The sequence below is a fragment of the Caballeronia arationis genome, from assembly GCF_001544975.2.
In the GTDB taxonomy this organism is placed as follows: domain Bacteria; phylum Pseudomonadota; class Gammaproteobacteria; order Burkholderiales; family Burkholderiaceae; genus Caballeronia; species Caballeronia arationis.
Window position 1 is genome coordinate 1 of the sequence record NZ_FCOG02000080.1, and the last position, 15,380, is coordinate 15,380.

The 15,380-nt window shown below is 65.4% G+C and carries 12 protein-coding genes; 4 read left to right on the top strand and 8 right to left on the bottom strand.

All coding sequences use genetic code 11. The annotated features are described in order from the left end of the window. Positions 1-220 precede the first annotated feature (220 nt). The 3 genes from AWB81_RS29795 to AWB81_RS29805 all read right to left on the bottom strand — a co-directional run bounded on the left by AWB81_RS29795 (position 221) and on the right by AWB81_RS29805 (position 3,346). Positions 221-1,939: an FAD-dependent monooxygenase gene (locus AWB81_RS29795; protein ID WP_062640320.1), complete on the bottom strand. Its 1,719-nt coding sequence runs from the start codon at positions 1,937-1,939 to the stop codon at positions 221-223. Between the two features lie 90 nt (positions 1,940-2,029). Next, complete coding sequence (locus AWB81_RS29800) at positions 2,030-3,004, bottom strand: cation diffusion facilitator family transporter (protein WP_062640321.1); 975 nt, start codon at positions 3,002-3,004, stop codon at positions 2,030-2,032. Next, positions 3,005-3,346, bottom strand: coding sequence for an ArsR/SmtB family transcription factor (locus AWB81_RS29805; protein ID WP_062640322.1), 342 nt, complete (start codon positions 3,344-3,346; stop codon positions 3,005-3,007). Positions 3,347-3,460: 114 nt separating this feature from the next. Between AWB81_RS29805 and AWB81_RS29810 the strand changes: the two genes are divergently transcribed. After that, complete coding sequence (locus AWB81_RS29810; RefSeq protein WP_062640323.1) at positions 3,461-5,311, top strand: tetratricopeptide repeat protein; 1,851 nt, start codon at positions 3,461-3,463, stop codon at positions 5,309-5,311. A 55-nt stretch (positions 5,312-5,366) separates the two neighbouring features. Here the strand turns inward: AWB81_RS29810 and AWB81_RS29815 are convergent, their stop codons facing one another. Next, entirely contained in the window at positions 5,367-6,662 is a 1,296-nt protein-coding gene (locus AWB81_RS29815) for an MFS transporter (RefSeq protein ID WP_062640324.1), read from the bottom strand. Between the two features lie 210 nt (positions 6,663-6,872). Between AWB81_RS29815 and AWB81_RS29820 the strand changes: the two genes are divergently transcribed. The 3 genes from AWB81_RS29820 (at position 6,873) to AWB81_RS29830 (ending at position 9,682) form a co-directional block, all read left to right on the top strand. Further along, positions 6,873-7,409 carry a GNAT family N-acetyltransferase gene (locus tag AWB81_RS29820; RefSeq protein WP_062640326.1) on the top strand — a complete coding sequence of 179 codons (537 nt, stop codon included), beginning with the start codon at positions 6,873-6,875 and terminating at the stop codon, positions 7,407-7,409. Positions 7,410-7,658: 249 nt separating this feature from the next. After that, positions 7,659-8,876 (top strand): hypothetical protein, encoded by a 1,218-nt coding sequence (locus AWB81_RS29825; protein WP_062640329.1) that lies wholly within the window; start codon positions 7,659-7,661, stop codon positions 8,874-8,876. An 89-nt stretch (positions 8,877-8,965) separates the two neighbouring features. Beyond that, positions 8,966-9,682 carry a DUF2968 domain-containing protein gene (locus AWB81_RS29830; protein WP_062640334.1) on the top strand — a complete coding sequence of 239 codons (717 nt, stop codon included), beginning with the start codon at positions 8,966-8,968 and terminating at the stop codon, positions 9,680-9,682. An 87-nt stretch (positions 9,683-9,769) separates the two neighbouring features. Here AWB81_RS29830 and AWB81_RS29835 read toward each other — a convergent pair whose 3' ends face one another. The 4 genes from AWB81_RS29835 to AWB81_RS29850 form a co-directional block, all read right to left on the bottom strand. After that, positions 9,770-11,176 carry a gamma-glutamyl-gamma-aminobutyrate hydrolase family protein gene (locus tag AWB81_RS29835; RefSeq protein WP_062640336.1) on the bottom strand — a complete coding sequence of 469 codons (1,407 nt, stop codon included), beginning with the start codon at positions 11,174-11,176 and terminating at the stop codon, positions 9,770-9,772. Positions 11,177-11,311: 135 nt separating this feature from the next. Then, positions 11,312-13,072, bottom strand: coding sequence for a cation:proton antiporter (locus AWB81_RS29840; RefSeq protein WP_062640342.1), 1,761 nt, complete (start codon positions 13,070-13,072; stop codon positions 11,312-11,314). A 196-nt stretch (positions 13,073-13,268) separates the two neighbouring features. Beyond that, on the bottom strand, positions 13,269-13,607 hold the full coding sequence (glnK, locus tag AWB81_RS29845; RefSeq protein ID WP_008342452.1) for a P-II family nitrogen regulator: 339 nt from the start codon (positions 13,605-13,607) through the stop codon (positions 13,269-13,271). Positions 13,608-13,682: 75 nt separating this feature from the next. Further along, the gene (locus tag AWB81_RS29850) at positions 13,683-15,362 is read right to left on the bottom strand and encodes an NAD+ synthase (RefSeq protein WP_062640344.1); all 1,680 of its coding nucleotides are present in this window, start codon (positions 15,360-15,362) and stop codon (positions 13,683-13,685) included. Between the last annotated feature and the right edge of the window lie 18 nt (positions 15,363-15,380).

The following is a 15,380-nucleotide window of genomic DNA, read 5'->3' on the forward strand; positions in this document are numbered from 1 at the left end:
GCGTCGATGTTTGAGGGCGACACTTAGGCGCTGCGCCACTCGGTATTGCTGGTGCGTTGACGTGTTGTGACTGCTGCCTGAAAAAGCTGCTTTCTTTGCTTACGTTCTTTGCAGCAGCAAAGAAAGTAAGCCCCGCCCCGGACAGGGGCAGAGCTAATAAACCACTAAGCAAGCAAGTTCTATAGAAGCGCAGAAACATCAAACGATGTGACGACCACCCCTAATCCTCCCGATACGGCGGCTCCGCCGGCTCCTCACTAGCGCTCGCGTTTGCGCTGAACCACGTCTCGCAGTGGCGCAACAGACCATGCACGTCCGACGGTGCACGCCCGCGCGTCGCGATATAGCCGTCCGGCCGCACCAGATAGAACGACGGCCGCGTGCGCCCATAGTTGTCCGTCAGCGACTGCGCGCCCTCGCCCTGCATGATGTCCGTGATGCGCCACACGCGCACTGCATTGGGCAGCACCCTCTCCACCTGTTCCGCGAGCCCGTTCAGATCGGGATCGCGCATCGCATGCGCGACCGTGATGGTTGCGGGCGCGAGCGCAATGTCGTCGATGCCTTCCGGGTTGATCAGCAGAAAGAGCGAAAAATACGCCGGATCGTGCAGGTCGTAGAGGCAGCAAAAGCCGGGCGCACGCCCGAGCGGCCCGTCGACGACATGCACCCGCGCATCCGGCGCACGCTCGCCCGCGCGCGGACCGCCGTCGAGCAGACGCTCAAGCGTCAGCGGCGAGCGCCGGTACTGGATCGACAGTTCGCTCACCGTGCGCCGCATCGCGTCGCGCAAAGGGCCGATCGCGGCAAGCGCCGGCATCACGTGGTCGCGCATCAGCTTCATCGGACCATGCTCGGCCTCCGCCATCTGCGTGAGCATGCTCGACTGGCGCAGCACGTCGCGCTCGATCGGGTGGCGCTCGGCGTGATAGCTGTCGAGCAGCCGGTCCGACGCGCCGCCCGAAAGCATGCGCGCGATCTTCCAGCCGAGATTGAGCGCCTCCTGAATGCCCGTGTTCATGCCCTGCGCGCCGGCGGGGCTGTGCACGTGCGCTGCGTCGCCAGCGAGAAAGACGCGGTCCACGCGCAGCCGGTCCACCATGCGGCTGTTGAGCCGGAAATACGACGACCAGCCGATGTCCGACAGCGTCACGCGATGATGGATGCGCCGCTCGACGATCGCGCGGCAGTCGTCGAGCGACGGGCCGTGATCGGACTCGGGCGGCGAATGCAGGTCGGCGATCAGGCGCGCGCGGCCGTCGCCCATCGGGAAGAGCGCCGCGAGCCCGGCGCCCGACGCGAAGATGTGGAACTCGTCGTCGGGCCAGTCGGAGTCGGCCTGCAGGTCGGCGAGCAGGAAGGTCTGCTCGAAGGTCTTGCCGGTAAAGCCGATGTCGAGCCGATGCCGCACCATGCTGTGCGCGCCATCGCAGGCGATCATGTACGACGGACGCAGGGTCTCGTCGCGCCCGTTCGGATGACGCAGCGTCGCCTGCACGCCCGCCGAACCCTGCGAGAAATCAGTGAGCTCGACGCCGCGTTCGATCCACACGCCGAAGGTCTTCAGATGCTCGGTGAGCAGCCGCTCGGTTTCGGACTGGTCGAGAAACAGCAGATAGGGATAGCGTGTCTGGAGCGGATCGAAATCGAGCCGCGCGAGCCGCTGGCCGTTCGAATAAAGGTTCGCGACGCGCGCGCGGTGGCCGAGTTCGAGGAACGGTTTGACGATGCGGTGCTGCTCAAGGAGTTCGAGCGTGCGCGCCTGGATGCCGATCGCGCGTGAATGCGGCGACGGCTCGCGCGCACGGTCGATGAGCCGGACCGGGATGTGCGCGCGAGCGAGACTCATCGCGGCGGCGAGGCCCGTGGGACCCGCGCCGACGATCAGGACCGGCGCCACATCGAGCTTGTCGTGCGGATTCACCTTTGGCGCGAACATGCACTCCTCCCTGAATCATCACGTCCTCAAGTGTACGCCGCTCGTGCCCTGTTTCGGCTGAGGGAAGCTTCGCGCTCTCTCGCCGCAAACTTACGCGCGCGTGTGCAGCGCACAATGATGATGAGTCGTGCCGAGTTCGACCTGCAGCGTTGCATGATGCATTGCGTAGTCCACACGCAGCGTATTCACGATGCCGTCGACGAACGCGTCGCCGGGATGGCCCTTCGGCATCACCAGATGCGCGGTCATTGCGTTTTCGGTCGTCGAGAGCGCCCACACGTGCAGGTCGTGCACGTCGTCGACGCCCGGAATGTCCGACAGGTATTGCCGGATGCGCAGCATGTCGACCGAAGGCGGCACGGCCGCCATGGCGAGGCGCATCGCGTCGCGCCCGAGGCCCCAGGTGCCGTAGACAATCACCGCGACCACGATGAGGCTCATCAGCGGATCGATCCAGCTCGCGCCCGTGTACAGGATCACGAGACCGCTCACGGCGACGGCGGCGGAGATCGCGGCGTCGGCGGCCATGTGCAGAAACGCGCCGCGCACGTTCAGGTCTTCCTTGCTGCCGCGCATGAAAAGCCAGGCCGAGAAGCCGTTCACGAGGAGTCCGAGCGTCGCGACGACGAAGACGTCGAAGCCCGCGACGGGCGCCGGATTCAGAAGCCGCTGGATCGCTTCGAGCGCGATCGCGCCGCACGCGAAAAGCAGCAGCGCGGCGTTCGCGAGCGACGCGAGGATCGACGAACTGCCGAGTCCGAACGTATAGCGCTGCGACGGCTGGCGCTTGCCGAGCCAGACGGCGGCCCAGGCAAGCAACAGGCCGAGGACGTCGGAGAGATTGTGGCCGGCATCGGCGAGCAGCGCGGTCGAATGAGCGATGAAACCGTAGATGCCCTGCACGACCACGATCAGCATGTTCAGCCCGATCGCGAGCGCGAAGACGCGGCCCTGGCCTTCCTGCGGCGCGTGATGGTGATGGTGGCCGCCATGGCTGTGATCGTGGCCGTCCTTGTGGTCGTGATCATGAGAATGCTCGTGATGGTCGTGCGTGTGCGTGTTCATTTACTCGTTGTCCGGTCGGAAATCGCCCTGCGGCTCGGCGACGTGTTCGAGCAGTTCACCGATCATCGCGCTGATGTGGCGGTCGGCGGCGAGATAGAAGACCTGCTTGCCCTGCCGTTCGGCCCGCACGACGCGCGCGGCCCGCAACAGGCGCAGATGATGGCTCACGAGTGACGCCGACAGCCCGAGCGTCTCCGCAATCGCGCCCACCGCCCGCTTCTCGTCGACGCATGCGAGCACGATGCGCAGGCGCGTCGGATCGCCGAGCAGTCGAAAGAGATCGGCGAGCGGGACAACGCGGTCGTCGGAAGCGGTGATGATCGAGGCCACTGTGCGCTTCATCCAATAACATGTGAATACGTGTTCATATGTTAGCGGTCAGAGCCGTGCACTGTCAATCTCGCGGACCGGCATCGCCGATGTGGGAAAATGCGGGGTTTGCATTCTTCTTCCGTCATGGACACTGTATTCGCCCGCGGTTTCGCGGCCCATCGTGACGGCCGCCTGACCGAAGCGGAACGCGACTATCAGGCCGCGATCGCCGCCGAACCTCGCCACGTCGACGCCCTGCATCTGCTCGGCGTGCTGCGCCACCAGCAAGGCCAGCACGCGGAAGCGGCCGAGCTCGTGCGCCGCGCGGTGGACCTGCGTCCGACCGACGCGGGGCTTCAGCTCAACCTCGGCAATGCGCTGAAGGCGCTCGGCCGTATCGACGACGCCATCGAGCGCTTTCGCAACGCGCTCACGCTGAAGCCGGGTTTCACGCTCGCGCAGTACAACCTCGGCAACGCCTACACGGCGGTGGGCCGTCACGAAGACGCCGCCGACGCGTTCGAAAAGACGCTGCGCCTGCAGCCCGACGACGCCGCGGCCTGGAACAACTTCGGCAACGCGCTTGCGGCGCTCTCCCGTTTCCACGATGCCGCGAAGGCGTTCCGCCGCGCGCTGGCACTGCGTCCGCAACACGCGGGCGCGCACAACAACCTTGGCATGGCGCTCAACGCGCTCGGCGACCTCAACGGCGCGATCGCGCAGTTTCGCGCCGCCATCGACGCCGAGCCGAATTACGTCGCCGCGCATTTCAACCTCGGCAATCTGCTCGATGCGGCCGGCCAGCCCGCGCAAGCCATCGACGCGCTGGCGACGACGATCCGCATGCAGCCGCAGTTCGCGCCGGCGCACTTCGGCCTCGGGCACGCGCTCGCCGCGCTCGGCCGTTACGAGGAAGCGCTGCCGCGCTTCGAGCGCGCGGTCGGACTCGATCCGAAGTATGGGGTCGCGTGGCTGCAACTCGGCAATGCGCATCTCGCGCTGGGGAATCGTCCGGCGGCGATCCGCGCGTTCGATCAGGCGCTGCGCCTCGATCGCGAGCAGCCGGCTGCGCATCTGAACCGCGCGCTCGCGCTCCTCGCACTGGGCGACTACGCGCGCGGCCTGCCCGCCTACGAATGGCGCCTCGCCACGCCCGGCACGGAAAAAGCGCCGCCACTGCCGCGCTGGACCGGCGAACTGATGCCCGGCCGCACGCTCGTGGTGCGCGGCGAACAGGGCTTCGGCGACACGCTGCAGTTCATGCGCTTCGCGCCGTTCGCCGCGAAGCTCGTCGGGCGCCTCGTGCTGCAGGTGCAGCCGGCGCTTCTGCCGCTCCTCGAACCCGCGGCGCAGGCGGCGCGGATCGAACTCGCGAGCAGCGCGGATGCGCCAGCGAAAGCCGACGCGTTCTGCCCGCTGATGAGCCTGCCGCTCGCCCTCGGCATGACGACGCTCGAGTCGATCCCCACACGCACGCCGTATCTCGTGATTCCGGCGGCCTACCGGCGCAAGTGGCGCGGTTCAATCGGCGGGCAGGCGAAGCGCAAGATCGGCATCGCGTGGTCGGGACGCCTGCAGCCGGGCGAGACGCGTTCGATGCCGCTCGCGCTGCTCGACCCTCTTTTCGCGCTCGAAGGCATCGACTGGATCGCGCTGCAGCCGGTTCTCACGAGCGAGGAGCGCGCCGCGCTCGATGCGCATCCGCACGCGAATTCGATTCACCGGCTCGATGGCAGGCTCGGCAATTTCGCCGATACCGGTGCGATCGTGGACCGGCTGGATGGCGTGGTGTCAGTGGATACGTCGGTGGCGCATCTGGCCGGCGCGCTCGGCAAACCGCTCTGGCTGATGCTGCCGCACGCCGCCGACTGGCGCTGGGGCATCGATACGCCTTCGAGCGCGTGGTATCCGAAGGCGCAGCTTTATCGACAGAGCGCGCCGGGCGAGTGGGCGGATGTCGTCGCGCAGGTTGCGGCGGCGGTGCGCGACGCATAAATAAAAAAACCCCTCGCGCCGAATGGCCGCGAGGGGTTCGTTTTTTGCGAGGCCGTTACGCCGTCTTGTACTGGTTGCGTGCCTCGGGCGAACGGTACAGCACGAGCGTCGCGACCAGACCGCAGATCGCCGCGAGCCCCATCCACAGGCCCGGCGCCGCCTTGTTGCCGGTTGCGTGAATCAGGTACGTCGAGATCGCCGGCGTGAAACCGCCGATGGTCGTCGCGAGGCTGTAGGCCATCGAGAAACCCGTAGTGCGCACGTCGACCGGCATGACTTCGGTCAGCGCCACGACCATCGCGCCGTTGTAGCTGCCGTAGAGGAACGAGAGCCACAGTTCGACGCCGAGCAGCCGCAGGAACGACGGATCCGCGACGAGCCACTGCACGGCCGGATACGACGTCAGGATCGTGAGGATCGTGAAGACGAGCAGCACGGGCCGGCGTCCGATGCGGTCGGAAAGCGCGCCCATCACCGGCAGCCACACGAGATTCGACAAGCCGACGCACACCGTCACGACGAGCGTGTCGATCGCCGACATCTTCAGCACTTCCTTGCCGAAGGTCGGCGTGTAGGCGGTGATCATGTAGAACGACACGGTCGTCATGATGACCATGCCCATGCCGGCGATCACGATGTTCCAGTTCTGCACCATCGACCTTGCGATCTCTCCCATGCTCGGACGATGCTTGCGCGCGAGGAACTCGTCGGTTTCACGCAGCGACCGGCGGATGATGAAGAGAAACGGCACGATCAGGCAGCCGATCAGGAACGGCACGCGCCATCCCCAGGCGGTCATCTGCTCGGGCGGCAGCACGCGGTTCATGATCACGCCGATCAGCGCGGCGAACACGACAGCCACCTGCTGGCTGCCGGACTGCCACGAGCAATAGAAGCCCTTGTTGCCCTTCGTCGCGATCTCGGACAGGTACACCGACACGCCGCCGAGTTCGACGCCCGCGGAGAAGCCCTGGAGCAGCCGCCCGCCCAGCACGATGATCGGGGCGAGCGCGCCGATCGTGGCGTAGCCCGGCACGAGCGCGACGCACGCCGTGCCGATCGCCATCAGCGTGAGCGTCAGGATGAGGCCCTTGCGCCGGCCGTGGTGGTCGATATAGGCGCCGAGCACGATTGCGCCGACCGGCCGCATCAGGAAGCCCGCGCCGAACACGGACAATGCGAGCATCAGCGAGGCGAATTCGTCGCCGCTCGGGAAATAGGTCTTGGCGATCGCCGAGGCGTAGTAGCCGTAGACCATGAAGTCGTACATTTCAAGAAAGTTGCCGCTGACGACGCGAAACACCGTCTTGAACTTGGACTCGTTGGCGGGAATGGGGTGTGACGTGGACATGACTCTCTCGATTAGACCCGGCGCCGGTGCATCCTGAAAACGGGCCGCCGCCGATGGCTGTCGGCTGCAGCAGCACTGGCCGCCGGTATAAGGGTTTTCCCGCAGGTCTTTTGAAATCCCGGGACGCCCAATATTAACGCCACCGAACGGGTTGCGCGCGACTCAACGTCGGCTAATTTCGATCATTTTTACTTTAAAATCGCCTTACATATGCCTATCTCTAAGCATACGGATAACCCGGCTTCCTTACGTCTGCGCAAGGCGGTGCGCGCTGACGCAGCGCTGATCGCACGCATGCACGCGCAAAGTTGGGCGGCGACGTATCGCGGCCTCCTGCCCGACACATTCCTCGACAACGAGGCGCCCGTCGAGCGCGCGACGCACTGGAAAAAGCGCATGGAGGAGATCGACGCGGGCGAAGGCATCGTGTGGATCGCGGAACTGGACGGAGAGCCGATCGGCTTCGTCTGCCTCGTCGATCCTGACGTGCACGGCAGCGTTCTTGTGGACAACCTGCATGCGCTGCCGGGATTCAAGGGCGCCGGCGCGGGCACGGCCATGCTCGCCGCTGCGCAGGCATGGGCGCTGGAACGCGGCGCGCGTCGGCTGCATCTGTTGGTGCTCGAAGGCAATCAGGCCGCGATCGGCTTCTACGAATCGCGCGGCTGGCGCTTCTCCGCACGCGAGGACGACCACATGGGCGGCATCGACATCGTCTCCCTCGTCTATGCGTTGGCGCTGGAATGAGGCGCGGCGCCGCCGTTACCGCATCGACTGAAGCGTGTCAAGACAAGCCCGTTTGTCAAAAAGTTAAATCGGATAACTCTTATCGTTTTCGACTTCGCCGGTCCGTATGATCGCCGGGCTTTCGTCGCTGCTCCGGGTGTTCCGCATCAGATGCCCTTGTCTGGCACACGGCCATCTGGCTAGTACGTGCAGGTTGCTTGATGAAAACACGAGCAGCTTAGACGCACGAATTCGGAACCGAGAAGACCCATGACCGCTCCCATGATCGATGTACAAGGCGATCTGCTTTTGCCAACCTTGTACCCTCTCGCCAATCAGGCCGTGACTTTCGGTCGCGAGTGGATGGCCGCTCATGCGCGGCCCACGTTCTCCGAGTACGAGGTGCCGTTCTACGCGGCCCGGCTGCTGACTGCCTACGTCAGCGCGCTGACGATCCGCGACGCGACTTCGTCCTACACGCCCGCCAGTTTCTGGCACAACCTCTCCCGTTCCGACTTCGACGCGCTCTTTCCGCGCATCGTCGGGGCTGCTCCGTCGCCGATGCCGTTCGAATCGACTGCGCCGAGCGCGGAGGCGGAATCTGCGAATCCGCCTGTAAAGCGTGTCGCCAACAGGAAGCTCGCAGGCGGCGCGATCGCCTTGGCGAGCGCTGGCGTTCTCACGTGGCTCATGTTCGGCGCCGGGCAGGAGTCGAAGCGCGACCAGCGCCAGCAGGCGCTCACGCCAGCCACGCAAGCTGCGCCGGTCGTTGCAGCGAACGCGAGCGCCGCTCCAGTCGTTTCAGTGAGCGCCGCTCCGGCCGCTCCGGCGAGTGCGTTTCACGTGACAGTCGCAAGCGCAGGTCCGGTCGTCGCGCGTGCCTACCCGGCGGCGAGCGATCCCGTTGCCGCAAAGGTCACAAATAGTGTCGCGCCGGACGTCGTGTCCGCTGGGCCATTGCTTTGCCGCACGATTTCGAGCGTGGTCCGCGCCGCGCCGCAGTCGTCGAAAATCGCCGAGAAGGGCGAAGTCAAAGTCGCCGCAGCGCAATCGAAAGCAAACGAGATCTACCCCGCGCCGTCCCGTGTCGCGACGAAGCCGCTGCGCACGACGCGCGAAGCCGGCGTCGAGCAGTTGTGCCGCAAGCGGCGCGGCGCGGGCGCATCGTCGAATTCGGCGCGCGCGGTCGCCTACGACCGGCTCATCGCGCTGCGCGCCCCGCAAGCGAACGCGACTCGCGCAAGCCGCGTTGCGGCAGTGCCCGTCGTCGTGCATCAGCAGGGCAAGCCGGCCGCACAGCCGGCCAGTCGCACGATGAGCGTCGCCGAGATGTACAACATGCTCCAGCATTCGCCTACCCTCGACGACAACAGTTCGCTCACGCATGCCGCATCGCGCGGCCGTGTGCAGGCGGGCGATGCGTCGAACGCTGGCGTGCAGTTGTCGAAGCAGCGCGTCACCGACGCTCCCGGCGAATTCATGAAGTGACCCACCCAACGTTTCGATCCGCGCCCGCCCGATCCGACCCGCGAGCGGGCCTTCACTCGCCTCATTCACTCTATCGGCGCCAGGCCACCATGACGTCTACCCTTTATTTGCGGCACGCGACGCTCGCCGTCGCCTTCGCCCTTTGCGGTGCGCTCGCGCCTGCCGCGCATGCACTCGAACTGCTCGCAGCGCCCCGTCCGGCGAGCGCCGCGACAGCGCCGAAACCTGCTCCGCTCTCATCCGTCGACGCCGACGATCTGGCCGACGCGCTCTCCCCGTCACAGGCGCAGGGCAACGTCGCGGAACTCAGGCAGATGGTGCAGACCGGACAGCTCACCGAACTGCGCACGACCTACAACGGCAGCTATGGCGCGACGCTCTTCTTTTATCCGCAGGAGATGGTGTATTACGTCGCGCTGTTTCAGGACAAGCGTTTCTGGCGCGTCGTGAAGACGCAGGACGACGCCCGCGCCGACACGGTCTACGCCCAGTTCGCGCGCAAGAGCTACGATCTCGCGGACAACGAGATTCGCCGCATGCAGTTGCAGGCGCAGAAGGCGCTGCTGGAACGCGTGATCGCCGTCTCCGACGACCGCGCGAAACGCCTTTCCGCCGATCTGTCGATCGCGCGGGCGCAGGACAACGAAGTCTCGCAGCGGCAGCAGCAATTCCAGGCGGAATCGGCGACGCTTCAGGGCGACAAGCTCTCCGCCGAACGCAAGCTGCGCGCGTTGCAGTTGCAGGTCGAGCAGCTTCAGCGTCAGACGGAGGCCGGTCTGCCTTCGCTCGGCGCGTCGGAGCGCTGACCGCCCGCAATCTCGACCGCAGCAAAGAAAAAAGCCCGCTTCACGCAAGCGGGCTTTTTGCTTTTGAACGACCGGCCAAGCGCCGCCCTAGAACCGCGTCTCCCGCGCGACGCGCAGGAACGTATCGAGGAGCGGCGTGCAGTCGAGCAGTTCCTCACCGCCCGCGCGATGGAACTCCGGGTGCCACTGCACCCCGACCACGAACGGCGCACGCCGATAGCGCACGGCCTCGATGATCCCGTCCGAGGCCGACACCGCCTCGATGTTCAGATCGCGCCCGATGGTCCGCACCGCCTGGTGGTGGATCGAGTTCACCATGGCGTCGCGGCGTGCCGGAAACATGTTGGCGAGCGTCGAGCCTTCGGGGAAACGGATCGAGTGACGGTGCTGGTCGTATTGTTCGTTGACGTGGATGCCCGCAGTCGGGACATCGGTGGCGATGTCCTGATACAGCGTCCCGCCGAACGCGACGTTGATCAGCTGGCAGCCGCGGCACACGCCGAGCACGGGCTTCCCCGATTCGATGAACTCGTGCAGCAGTTCGAGCTCGTACATGTCGCGCACGCGGTCGCCGGGCCATTCGGGACGCGTCGCCGCTTCCTCGTAGGACTGCGGCGAGACGTCGGCGCCGCCTTGCAGCAGCAGGCCGTCGAGATGCTTCGCGTAGTCGCGCAGACGAATGTTGCTCGGATGCAGCATGCCCTGATGGCCGACCGTCGGGATCATGAACACGAGCACGTCGCGCGACATGACCCAGTGCGCGATCGATTCCTCCAGATACTGCAGCGTCTTGCCGCGCAGGCCCTTCGCGCCCGGCTCCGGGTGAAAGATCCGCGCCGACACGCCGATGCGTAGCGTGCGCTGCGTGATCCGCTGGCCGGCGCGATCGAAGATCTGGCGCGCCCGCGCTGCCATCACGCGGCCGAACACCGACCACGCCGAGTCCGTCTTGCGCAGATAAGCGGGCGGCGCCTGCGAATCGGGCGGAATGGGCGGCGGCGGATTGGCGGCGGTGATGTCAGGCGTCGAGCTCAATTCCGGCGGCAGCGCTCTCGGCGTTGCGGTGGTCGCGGGCATGTCGATCGTGTCGCCTTCCTCGGCGGCCAGCGCGGCTTCGGCTTCGGTCGCCGATTCGACGTTCGCCGCGAGGCTCGCCTTCGCCGATGGCGCGCCGCCCGCGCGGGCTGTCGCCTCTTGCGCGGCCGTCGCGCTCGCAGCCGATGCCCGCGCCTCGCGCGCTTCCGCGCGCTGGGCTGCGGTTTTGTCAGCGGGTTCGACGCTGGAGGCGCTCGCGGGCTGGTCGGTCGATGCGCGCTCGGCGGCGCTAGCTTGCGGGCCGAGAGCCGCCGGAGCAGTGCCGGAAGGAGAAACCGTCGACGAAGCGGACGTAGCAGACGAAACCGCTTTGCTGTCGGCGCCCGCCGAAGATGCGGCATCGCCGGAGGAAGATTGAGTGCCGGCCGGGCCGGCGTCAGGCGTTTTGTTTTCGCTCATTCCGTGTCAGGCGCATTAAGCGCTGTGAGAATGGACAGAATTTGATTATCCGCCTCTGGTCCGGACGCGGCAAACCATCAAACAATTGCTCACATTATTGCTGGAACTGAACGAATCGAGAACCTGAGAAAAGAATCAGGAATGATCGCGCGGCTCCTCGAAGGTCTCGCGCAATGCGATCTGCATCGTCGCGTGAATCTTCACACACCAGCGCCACAATACCGTGAGCAACAGGGCCGCGCAAAGCAGGACCGCAATCATCAGGCCGAACGGCGGCAGGATGCCGCCCGACAGCGCCGCCACCAGCAGGAACACCCCGAACATCGCGACGATCGGGATCAGCCCGGAAATCGTCGAGCGGATCGCGCTCGTAAAACGCCCCGCCTTTGCCGGTTGCACGCTCACTTCAGCGAGCAACAGCGCGAGCGAATCGAGCTTGCGATACACCGCGACGAGAAACGGCATCGAGACGACGAGCGCCGCGCTCCACAGGACGACGCGTTGCATGTCGTCGGTTTGCAGCCAGCGCGACAGATATCCCGTCGCATACGGTGCCGAATACGACGCGCCCAGGAAGATCGCGGCGACGAGGGCGAGATTCACCGCGATCTGCAGCACGATGCGCCGCGTCAGGCTGAAGATGGTCGGACCGCCCGAGTCCGGCCCGATGCTCGCGAGCCACTGCGAATACAGCCCGAAGGTGTTGGCGAGCGGCGCGGGCATCGAGCGCGCGAGACGCATCGTGATCGGATCGGCGGCGCGGATCAGGTAGGGCGTGAAAAGCGTCGTCAACGCGGAGACGGCAACCGCGATCGGATAGAGAAAAGGGCTCGTCACCTTGAGCGACAGCCCGAGCGACGCGATGATGAACGAGAACTCGCCGATCTGCGCGACGCTCATGCCGACGCGCATCGACGTGCGTCCGTCCTTGCCCGCGAGGAAGGTGCCGAGCCCGCACGACACGATCTTGCCGAACACGACCGCCACGGTGATCACCGCGATCGGCCATGCGTAGTCGATGAGCACGGTCGGATTGAGCAGGAGGCCAATCGTCACGAAAAAGATCGCGGAGAACATGTCGCGCACGGGCGCGATCAGCTTTTCGATGCGATGAAGGCTGCGCGCCTCCGCCATGATCGCGCCGATCAGGAACGCGCCGAGCGCGATGCTGTAGTCGAGCTTCACGACGAGCAGGCAAAAGCCGAAGCAGAAGCCGAGCACGGTAACGAGCAGCATCTCGTCGCTTTTCGCGCGTGCGACGTAATCGAGTGCGCGCGGCACGATCAGGATGCCGACCACGAGCGACACCGTCATGAAAAGCATCAGTTGTCCGAGCGTGGCAAACGCGACGCCCGCGCTCACCGAGCCCGTCTGCGCGATGCCGGACAGCAGCACGAGCATCGCGATCGCGAGAATGTCCTCCACGATCAAGATGCCGAAGATCAACTGCGCGAAGCCCTCGCCTTTCATGCCGAGTTCGGAGAGCGCCTTGACGATGATCGTCGTCGAGGAGATCGCGAGCATTGCGCCCAGAAAGAGCGAATCCATCGCGTTCCAGCCGAACCAGCGGCCGATCTCGTAGCCGAGCCAGATCATCAGCACGATCTCGGAGAGCGCCGCGACGAACGCCGTCGCACCGACCTTGAAGAGCTTGCGCAGGCTGAACTCCAGCCCGAGCGAAAACATCAGGAACACTACACCGAGTTCGCCGAGCGTCTGGATCGTGGCTTCGTCGTGGATCAGCTGAAACGGCGGCGTGTACGGCCCGATGATGACGCCCGCCACGATGTAGCCGAGTACGACCGGCTGCTTCAGGCGATGGAACAGCACCGTGACGACGCCCGCGATGGCCATGATCACCGCCAGATCCTGAATGAAGCCGATCGCGTGATGCATCCACAAATCCTTACAAAAAGTATACAGAGACGGCGATATTACCGCATGGACCCGTGCGGGTCGCGGACGTTCGAAAAAACGGCGGGAGTACTTTAGCGCGCGTCGCGACGGCGCCGGATGATGCGCGGCTCACGACGCGCGCCGCAATGGTGCGCGCGCCGGGCCGGCAATGATGCGAACAGGAAAGGAACCGGCGTCAGACCGCCGCTTCGTTTTCCTCGCCGGTGCGGATGCGGATGACCCGCTCGACGTCGGCGACGAAAATCTTGCCGTCGCCGATCTTGCCAGTGCGCGCGGCACCGATGATCGCGTCGATGACCTGATCGGTCTGGTCGTTCGCGACGACGACTTCGATCTTCACTTTCGGCAGGAAATCGACGACGTATTCCGCCCCGCGATACAGCTCGGTATGACCCTTCTGGCGGCCGAAGCCCTTCACTTCCGTGACCGTCAGACCTGTCAGGCCGACCTCGGCCAGCGCTTCGCGGACTTCGTCGAGCTTGAACGGTTTGATGATTGCGGTGATACGTTTCATGGCGTGCCTCGTTTCGGTGAATCTTTCGGATGGTCGGAACTCAGGACAGATGCATTTGATTCTAGACGGGTTTGATCAAGCCAGCGGTTCGGTAAACCGCGAGGTGATCGGATAACGCCAGTCGCGGCCGAACGCGCGATGCGTCACGCGGATGCCGATAGGCGCCTGACGGCGCTTGTATTCGTTGATCTTGATGAGGCGCGTCACGCGTTTCACGTCATCCGGCGCGTAGCCGGCGGCGACGATCTCCGCGAGCGAGCGGTCCTCTTCCATGTACATGCGCATGATCGCGTCGAGCACTTCGTAGGGCGGCAGGCTGTCTTGGTCGGTCTGGTTCTCGCGCAGTTCAGCGGACGGCGCGCGCGTCAGGATGCGTTCCGGGATCACGTCGCGGCGGCCGTACGCGTCCGTCTGGTTGCGATAGTGGCAGACCCGGTACACGAGCGTCTTGGCGATGTCCTTGATCACGGCGAAGCCGCCCGCCATGTCGCCGTAAAGCGTGCAGTAGCCGACCGCCATCTCGCTCTTGTTACCCGTCGTGAGCACGAGCGAGCCGAATTTGTTCGAGAGCGCCATCAGGAGCGTGCCCCGAATGCGTGCCTGAATGTTCTCCTCCGTCGCGTCTTCGGCGCGGCCTTCGAACTCCTTCGCGAGCGCGCCACGGAAGGCTTCGAACATCGGCGCGATCGCGATCTCGTCGTATTTGACGCCGACGCGCTGCGCCATGTCGCGGGCGTCGGTGGTCGAGATGTCGGCGGTATAGCGCGAGGGCATCATCACCGCGCGCACGCGATCGGGTCCGAGCGCATCGCACGCGACGGCAAGCACCAACGCCGAATCCACGCCGCCCGACAGCCCGATGATCACGCCCGGAAAGCCGTTCTTGCCGATGTAGTCGTGCACGCCGACGACGAGCGCGCGATACACCTGCGCCTCGACCGACAGGTCCGCGGCAATCGTGCCCTGCACCGGCGTGGTGCCGTCGAATTCGACATAGCCGACGGCTTCCTCGAACTGCGCCATCTTCGCGACGAGTTCGCCGTTCGCATCGAGCACGAACGAGCCGCCGTCGAAGATCAGTTCGTCCTGTCCGCCGACGAGGTTCACATAAACCATCGGCAAGCCGGTCTCGCGGATGCGTGCGCGCAGGATGTCGTAGCGCACCGACTCCTTGTTGAGATGAAACGGCGAGCCGTTCGGGATCAGCAGCACTTCGGCGCCCGCCGCCTTTGCAAGCTGCGCCGCCGACGCGTGCCACGCATCCTCGCAGATCACGACGCCATAGCGCACGCCGTCGAGATCGAAGACGAAGGGCTTGGGGTCGGAGGAGAAGTAGCGCTTCTCGTCGAAGACTTCGGCGTTCGGCAGATCCTGCTTCAGATAGGTCCCGACGATCTCACCGTCCACGATCAGCGACGCCGCGTTGAACGTGTCGACGGGCGGCACGCCGCGCGCGATCGGCAGATCGGGCGCGCCGTCGTTCTCGCGATGCGGATGGCCGACGACGACATGCAAGCCCGCGAACGGTTTCAGTTGGGCGGCGAGCGACGCGAGCGCGTCGGCGCTCGCGCGATAGAACGCGGGACGCAGCAGCAGGTCTTCCGGCGGATAGCCCGACAGCGCGAGTTCGGGCGCGATCAGAAGCTTCGCACCATCGCGATGCGCGCTCTTCGCGGCATCGACGATTTTCGCGACGTTGCCGGCGAAATCGCCGACCGTGACGTTGATCTGGGCTAGTGCAATTCGGGTTTTCATGTCGGGAGTCGTGTGAAG

Excerpts from the sequence above, each read along its gene's own strand:
- AWB81_RS29795 (WP_062640320.1), bottom strand. The coding sequence starts at position 1,939 with ATGTTCGCGCCAAAGGTGAATCCGCACGACAAGCTCGATGTGGCGCCG.
- AWB81_RS29800 (WP_062640321.1), bottom strand. The coding sequence starts at position 3,004 with ATGAACACGCACACGCACGACCATCACGAGCATTCTCATGATCACGAC.
- AWB81_RS29805 (WP_062640322.1), bottom strand. The coding sequence starts at position 3,346 with ATGAAGCGCACAGTGGCCTCGATCATCACCGCTTCCGACGACCGCGTT.
- AWB81_RS29810 (WP_062640323.1), top strand. The coding sequence starts at position 3,461 with ATGGACACTGTATTCGCCCGCGGTTTCGCGGCCCATCGTGACGGCCGC.
- AWB81_RS29815 (WP_062640324.1), bottom strand. The coding sequence starts at position 6,662 with ATGTCCACGTCACACCCCATTCCCGCCAACGAGTCCAAGTTCAAGACG.
- AWB81_RS29820 (WP_062640326.1), top strand. The coding sequence starts at position 6,873 with ATGCCTATCTCTAAGCATACGGATAACCCGGCTTCCTTACGTCTGCGC.
- AWB81_RS29825 (WP_062640329.1), top strand. The coding sequence starts at position 7,659 with ATGACCGCTCCCATGATCGATGTACAAGGCGATCTGCTTTTGCCAACC.
- AWB81_RS29830 (WP_062640334.1), top strand. The coding sequence starts at position 8,966 with ATGACGTCTACCCTTTATTTGCGGCACGCGACGCTCGCCGTCGCCTTC.
- AWB81_RS29835 (WP_062640336.1), bottom strand. The coding sequence starts at position 11,176 with ATGAGCGAAAACAAAACGCCTGACGCCGGCCCGGCCGGCACTCAATCT.
- AWB81_RS29840 (WP_062640342.1), bottom strand. The coding sequence starts at position 13,072 with ATGCATCACGCGATCGGCTTCATTCAGGATCTGGCGGTGATCATGGCC.
- glnK (WP_008342452.1), bottom strand. The coding sequence starts at position 13,607 with ATGAAACGTATCACCGCAATCATCAAACCGTTCAAGCTCGACGAAGTC.
- AWB81_RS29850 (WP_062640344.1), bottom strand. The coding sequence starts at position 15,362 with ATGAAAACCCGAATTGCACTAGCCCAGATCAACGTCACGGTCGGCGAT.